This is a genomic window from Flectobacillus sp., from assembly GCF_049240685.1.
In the GTDB taxonomy this organism is placed as follows: domain Bacteria; phylum Bacteroidota; class Bacteroidia; order Cytophagales; family Spirosomataceae; genus Flectobacillus.
In genome coordinates this window covers 26,848-33,192 of sequence record NZ_JBMLSD010000147.1, presented here as the reverse complement: position 1 = coordinate 33,192, position 6,345 = coordinate 26,848, and the positions used below count along the sequence as shown (strand labels likewise).

Annotated in this window: 4 protein-coding genes; 2 read left to right on the top strand and 2 right to left on the bottom strand. The window is 39.2% G+C overall.

Annotation, left to right across the window (positions count from 1 at the left end; all coding sequences use genetic code 11):
• Positions 1-5: 5 nt before the first annotated feature.
• Both ACOVQ4_RS06770 and ACOVQ4_RS06765 read right to left on the bottom strand, forming a co-directional pair.
• Complete coding sequence (locus ACOVQ4_RS06770; protein ID WP_421819893.1) at positions 6-2,174, bottom strand: molybdopterin cofactor-binding domain-containing protein; 2,169 nt, start codon at positions 2,172-2,174, stop codon at positions 6-8.
• A 429-nt stretch (positions 2,175-2,603) separates the two neighbouring features.
• Complete coding sequence (locus tag ACOVQ4_RS06765; RefSeq protein WP_421819892.1) at positions 2,604-3,773, bottom strand: DUF1624 domain-containing protein; 1,170 nt, start codon at positions 3,771-3,773, stop codon at positions 2,604-2,606.
• Positions 3,774-4,197: 424 nt separating this feature from the next.
• Between ACOVQ4_RS06765 and ACOVQ4_RS06760 the strand changes: the two genes are divergently transcribed.
• Positions 4,198-5,007, top strand: coding sequence for an alpha/beta hydrolase (locus ACOVQ4_RS06760; RefSeq protein ID WP_421819891.1), 810 nt, complete (start codon positions 4,198-4,200; stop codon positions 5,005-5,007).
• A 207-nt stretch (positions 5,008-5,214) separates the two neighbouring features.
• Positions 5,215-5,952, top strand: a complete 738-nt coding sequence (locus ACOVQ4_RS06755; protein ID WP_421819890.1) for a DUF4377 domain-containing protein — start codon at positions 5,215-5,217, stop codon at positions 5,950-5,952.
• Positions 5,953-6,345 lie beyond the last annotated feature (393 nt).

Here is a 6,345-nt window from a genome sequence, read left to right as displayed (position 1 = left end):
CATGATTATACTTTGTCCAAGTCAAATGGCATTCGGCGAATGCGCTTACCTGTTGCTGCAAAAATCGCATTGGCTAGAGCTGGAGCCAAAGGTGGTAAGCCAGGCTCGCCTACTCCTTTAATTTTGGCGCCACCTTCGGCGAGAATATAAACCTCCACTTGGGGCATTTCTTCCATTCTTACCATTCGATTATCATGGAAGTTCGACTGTTGGACTTGCCCTTTTTCGAAAGTAATACCATCTTTTGTGGCAGCACCGATAGCCATCGTGATAGCTCCCTCTACTTGAGCTTTTACGGTATCGGGGTTTACGACAGTTCCCAAATCAATTACGGCATATACCTTTTCTATTTTCAGTCCTCCATTTGGCTTTTTCGAAACCTCTACTACTTGCGCAGCCAACCCTGCAAAAAACTCCCATTGTGCTACCCCTCTTGCCCAACCATTTGGTAATGGTTTGCTCCATTGAGATACCTCTTTGAGTTTGAGCATTACACGTTTGGTATCTGTATCTTTTTGTAACATATCCAAACGGAAGTCAAAAGGGTCTTTATTTGCTTTATGCGCCATTTCATCTATAAAACACTCATGAGCAAAAGACAGAGTCGTGCTGGTTACCGCTCGCCAAGCTGCCAGAGGTATATGAGTTTCGGCATGAACGTAATAGTTTTTGATATGAGGAATTTCGTATTGCTGCTCACTAATCCCCTCCGTCATGGTGTTGTCGGACTTGGTTTTATCGTAGTTTTTATTCTGAGTGGCATTGATGGATGGCGATACTACTTTATGCTGAAAAGCCAAAGCTTTGCCCTCGGCTGTAAGTGCGCCTTTCAAAGCAGAAAAAGTCATTGGTCTGAAAGGTCCCTGCGTGGTATCGTCTTCTCGCGTCCAAATAACTTTGACAGGTTTGCCAACGACTTTGGCAATGGACACTGCCTCAGTGGCAAAATCTTGATACAAACGACGACCAAAACCTCCTCCATTAAAGCATATATTTACCTTAATCTTGTCAGCAGGAATTGTGAACGCATCTGCCACTCTATTTCTTAACAAATCTGGCCCTTGCGACGAAGCCCACACCTCGACGGCATCGCCTGTCCAGCTGGCAATACAGTTCATTGGTTCCATTGGCGAATGCGACACCATTGGCGTTTCATAAAATGCCTCTATTTGAACAGGAGCTTCAGAATAATTTTTATCAAATTCGCCTTGATTATGGTCAATAACCCCTTCACTTTTTGATAAATCACGCAGATTTTGCTCAAACTGTATGGTGTTAAATTGGTCATTTCCTTGATAATCCCAAGTTACTTTTAGGGCTTTACGACCTTTGAGCGCTGCCCAATAGTTAGAGGCGATTACTGCAACGACCTCGTATCTATTTTTACCTAAAACTCTCTCGGCACGCACTATTTGTTGAACACCCTTTACTTTTAGTGTTTGGGAATCGTCTATTTTCAGAATTTTTCCACCAAAAACAGGACAACGTTCTACCGAGGCATATACCATATTGGGTACTTCGACGTCCATGCCAAAAGTAGCTTGTCCTGATACTTTCAAGGGAATATCCTGACGTTTTGTTGGTTTCCCAATCAATTTAAAGTCTTTGCTATCCTTTAATTTAGGCTCTTTAGGAACTTCCAACTTAGAGGCTGTTTCAACCAAGGCTGCATAGGCAAGTTTTTTGCCAGTGGGTTTATGAAAAACATTCGCACGTTCGGCATAGCATTCAGTTATGGGCACATTCCAAGTCTGAGCAGCCGCTTGTAATAGCATCTCACGAGCAGCGGCACCAGTCTTACGCAAGGTGGCATAGCTAGTTCGAACCGAAGCACTACCTCCGGCAGTTTGTCCACCATATTTTTTATCACCAGAAGTTTGCTTAATCTCATATTGGTCTAAACCCAACTCTAACTCCTCGGCAATAATCATCGGGATAGCCTGCCATGTTCCTTGACCAATTTCTGGCTTTGAATTCATGATAGTAATTTTTCCAGATTTTTCGATAATGACAAATGGCGTTAATTCAAAAGAATCTTCGAGTAAACTAAGGTTTTCGATAGATTGCTCTGAAGGCTCAGCAGCACGAGCCGATAAACCAAGAATAAAAGCAGCTCCCGAAAGCCCAGAAGCCTTGAGGAAGTTACGACGATTAAGTTCTGTTGATGTGCGCATTACAAATTCAGGATTGAAATAAAAAAGGACAATCTTTTATTCGAATATACCTATAATGTAAGGTAATTGTTCGAAATTTAGCTTAACAACTTTAAGTTTTAGCTGTAAAAACAAGATTGTGATTAGATAGTAAATGCTTTTGCTTTTTGTAAAAGAAAAAAGAATGTTTGGAGCTTCTAAATGGACATTGTATTGAAAGGAATGCTATTCCTTGTTTTAATAATTTTGGCTTGTGAATCAGGCAAACGGCAAAGAGTGTTAAAATGTTTGTTGACAACCAAAGACATACTTTTGAGCCCATGGCTTTAGGCATTAAGCCATAAGCTAAAGAAAAAAGGCGTTTTTTATGAAATGATAATAACCTTTTGCCTACGGCTTACAGCCTAAGGCACTCAAGATAAATCCACCCAATTTCTTCCTTAGTTATATTTATAAATATCTCAACCACTGCTTTTCTGGATGCAACGCTTTGTATTTGCCATACCACAAACATAAGGGATACAAACTTAGCACCACTCCTATCCAAACTAAATAAACACCTCCTAATGAGAGCCCCGAACCAGTAGCAGGACGCCCAAACTTAAAGACCCCGAACTCTAAACTCTCCCAAGTAAAACCCTGCATAAACACCATAACTAAGGTTAGAGAATGAATAAGATACCAGTGAATTAAATAATAAAACAGAGGCACTTTGCCATACACACTAAAAAAACGTGAAACCGCATTGCTTATTCCGTCTGTCAATCGTAAAATACCCAAAGCAAAACTTAAGGTCATCAAGGTAAAAAGCAGAGATGGAGCATATTTCGTTGTATTGACAAAGGACAAAATGGTGAAAAATAGATTCTTTTGTACTGCCCAAGGCTGTGGGTCGCCATAAATATTGATAGCTCTAATTACAACAAAGCTTATGAATGAAAACACGAATAGGGTTGTTAAATTCTTTTTTCGGGCCGTAGCTTCTAGCTCGTAGAGTCGTCCAATCACAAAACCCGCCAGCATAATTCCAAACCAAGGGAGTACAGGATACATTATCATCACCATTTGGTCGTTGCCAATTGGAAATAGATTTGGACTAATCAGTAGCGCCCACAGAAACTTTAAAACGGGATTTTCAAAAGTAGGAACTAATCCAAGCGCATTATGACCAAAAATCAAAACTAGGGATAGTATTCCTAATACTTTTGGTGAAAGCTTGAATACAAATGCCAGCAAAATCATACTCATACCGATGCTACCGATGACTTGGAAAAGGAAACTTCGAAACTTCAAATCAAACCAAATCCCAAATCCAATAATGGTAAACTCAAGTACAATCAACCAGAGCCCTCGGGTAATCAAGAAACGTTTGGTTGCTATCCAATTATGATGCTTGCGAGAAGATAAGTAGGCCGATATGCCCGAAAGAAATACAAAGGTTGGAGCGCAGAAATGAGTAATCCACCTTGTGAAAAATAATATTGGGGTAGTCGAGCTCAAATCTGTCGGATCTTGAGTTATTTCAGAAGTCAACATCAAATCTCTAATATGATCAATCGCCATGATGACCATCACCAAGCCCCGCAAAAAATCTATAGATTGTTGTCTGTTATGCTTCATAGTTTAAATTTTTAGAGATAAGTAATGATAAAACTTCTGGCGGTCTTTTCTTAAAATGAAATGGGGGAAAATTCTCAATTTCCCCCATTTCATTTCTTAATACAATTTAAGCTCACTATCTCAATATTCTATTTTTTTAACCAAAAAAATCTTTACCCTTTGTTGAGCATACGATAATCAGACAGAATTTCTGGTTAAAATCTGCTACTTTTGCGCTGTTGGTCACAAGTTTTGGGAGCTTTGATTTTTTAATCAAAATATTATTTCTCAGACATTCACGTATTATGTTTCTATTTTTTAAAAAATACCAATAGAAAGAACTTCATCATGAGCGGTCTGATTTCTGGACAAAACCTATTTGAAACAATAACTTTACTTGTCTCTAAGAATACAATCAACTTCAAAACTCTTATTTTAAAACCCTATGAAAAAGATATTTTTGCTGCTAGTATTTTGTTTTATTCAACTTACGGGCTTTTCGGCGACTATTGACTCGCTACAAATCAACAGTCAGCTTTTGAAAAGAAAAAGTCCAGTCGTTATTGTAACCCCACAAACCTATGCCTCGAGCAGCGAAAAGCGTTTTCCAGTGATTTACTTTTTGCATGGCTACAGCGGAAATGCTCGATCTTGGGTAGAATCTTCTCCCGATTTTCAACAGCTGGTAGACCAATATCAGATTATTGCAGTGTGCGTTGATGGCGGATATGACAGTTGGTATTTTGATAGTCCAATCGAACCAACATACCAATACGAATCCTATATCACGAAGGAGTTGATACCATTCATAGATCAAAAATTTAAAACAAAGGCCGAACCTCAAGGTCGAGCTATTAGCGGCTTGAGTATGGGAGGCCATGGAGCGATGTACCTAGGTACTCGCCATCCTGAATTATTTGGTGCGATGGCAAGTATGAGTGGTGGTGTCGACATTGTGCCTTTCCCGAATAACTGGAATATCAAAGGGCGACTAGGCAAATATGAAGAAAACAAAGCCATTTGGGAGAAAAATGCCGTTATTAATCAAAATTTCTCGCCTAGCCAAGCCATTTTGATTGACTGTGGTATCGATGATTTTTTTATTGGAGTAAACCGTGCTTTGCATCAAAAGCTCATCGAAAATAAAATCCCACATGAGTATACCGAACGCCCAGGCGCACATAATTGGAAGTATTGGTCTGTTTCTGTCAGAAATCACTTCTATTTCTTCCATTCGTACTTCAAGAATTTTTAAATTAAAATAGTATAGTCTTAAGACCAACCTATAGTTGGTGCAACCTGAGTAAGATTGCTATACGGTGGATTAGGTATTTTCGAAAATTACCGTTTGTTATCGATAAACTAAAGGAGTTTTACTAATTTGCACAAATACGATTCCTATCAAAAGCCTTGTGTCTTCGCGCTCATGAAGATACAAGGCTTTTAAAACCATTAGATTTTCATGAAATATTGGATTTTAACTCTATCACTATTATTAAGTAGTATCCTGTTGGTGGATGCTCGTCCTCGCCGAAAAAAACAAAAATCAAAACGTAGTAAGCATCGTGTTTCGCGTGTGGTTCGTCGTTCTAGTGGCGGTGGAAATTACAAATCTGTTTGGATTGCACCACATCAAGTAGATTGTAATGGAGTAGCACCTTTAAAATGTTTTCAGGTAAAATATGCCCCAGATGAAGAGTGGCAAACCTATAATGGAGCTATTGATAAGTTTAAATATGTTGAAGGTTTTGAATATCAGATAAAAGTAAAGGAAATAAAACTCAAAAACCCTCCTGCAGATGCCCCTGATACAAAATGGACTTTGGTAAGAGTGGTGTCAAAACAGGAGCCTGAATTACCGAAGCTACCTTTGGCTTCTCAATGGATTTTATCGGCTTATTATACGGGGTCGGCATGGGAGCCTACCAATTCGAAGTCGGCATATCTGACCATTGCACGAGATTTAAAAGGGTTTTCAGGAACTGGCGGCTGTAATAGATTGAGAGGGAATTTGGAGGCTAGTGGAACCACAGTTACTTTTAGTCAAATCATTAGTACAAAAATGGCATGTGATAAGTTACAGGCCGAAACAAGATTTATTGAGAACCTTGAAAAAGCTAATCGATTTGATATAGTTGGGGGAGAACTTACACTTTTTAATGGTGAAACGCCCTTGATGAAACTAGAAAGTTATCGCTAGTTTTTTGATAGAATAGAGGAAAATAGACCCTAGGCTACAACAGCATAATTGCTGGACAACTAGATTAGGTAATTACACAAAATTTAATTTATGCACTCGGCTTTAGGCTGTAAGCCGTAGGCATTAGGTAAAAGGTCTTTATAATTTCATAAAATACGCCTTTTTTCTATAGCTTACGGCTTAATGCCTGAATCCAAGGGCTCAAAAATATATCTTTGCTTATCAACAAACATTTTAACACTTGTGCCTGTTGCCTGTTGCCTTCAACACATTTTAACACTCGTTACCTTGTGTCTGTTGCCTTCAACACATTCTAACACTCGTTGCCTTATGCCTGTTGCCTTCAACACATTCTAACACTCGTTGCCTTGCGCCTTGTGCCTGTTGCCTTCA

Coding starts and splice junctions, on each gene's coding strand:
- ACOVQ4_RS06770 (WP_421819893.1), bottom strand. CDS start 2,174: ATGCGCACATCAACAGAACTTAATCGTCGTAACTTCCTCAAGGCTTCT.
- ACOVQ4_RS06765 (WP_421819892.1), bottom strand. CDS start 3,773: ATGAAGCATAACAGACAACAATCTATAGATTTTTTGCGGGGCTTGGTG.
- ACOVQ4_RS06760 (WP_421819891.1), top strand. CDS start 4,198: ATGAAAAAGATATTTTTGCTGCTAGTATTTTGTTTTATTCAACTTACG.
- ACOVQ4_RS06755 (WP_421819890.1), top strand. CDS start 5,215: ATGAAATATTGGATTTTAACTCTATCACTATTATTAAGTAGTATCCTG.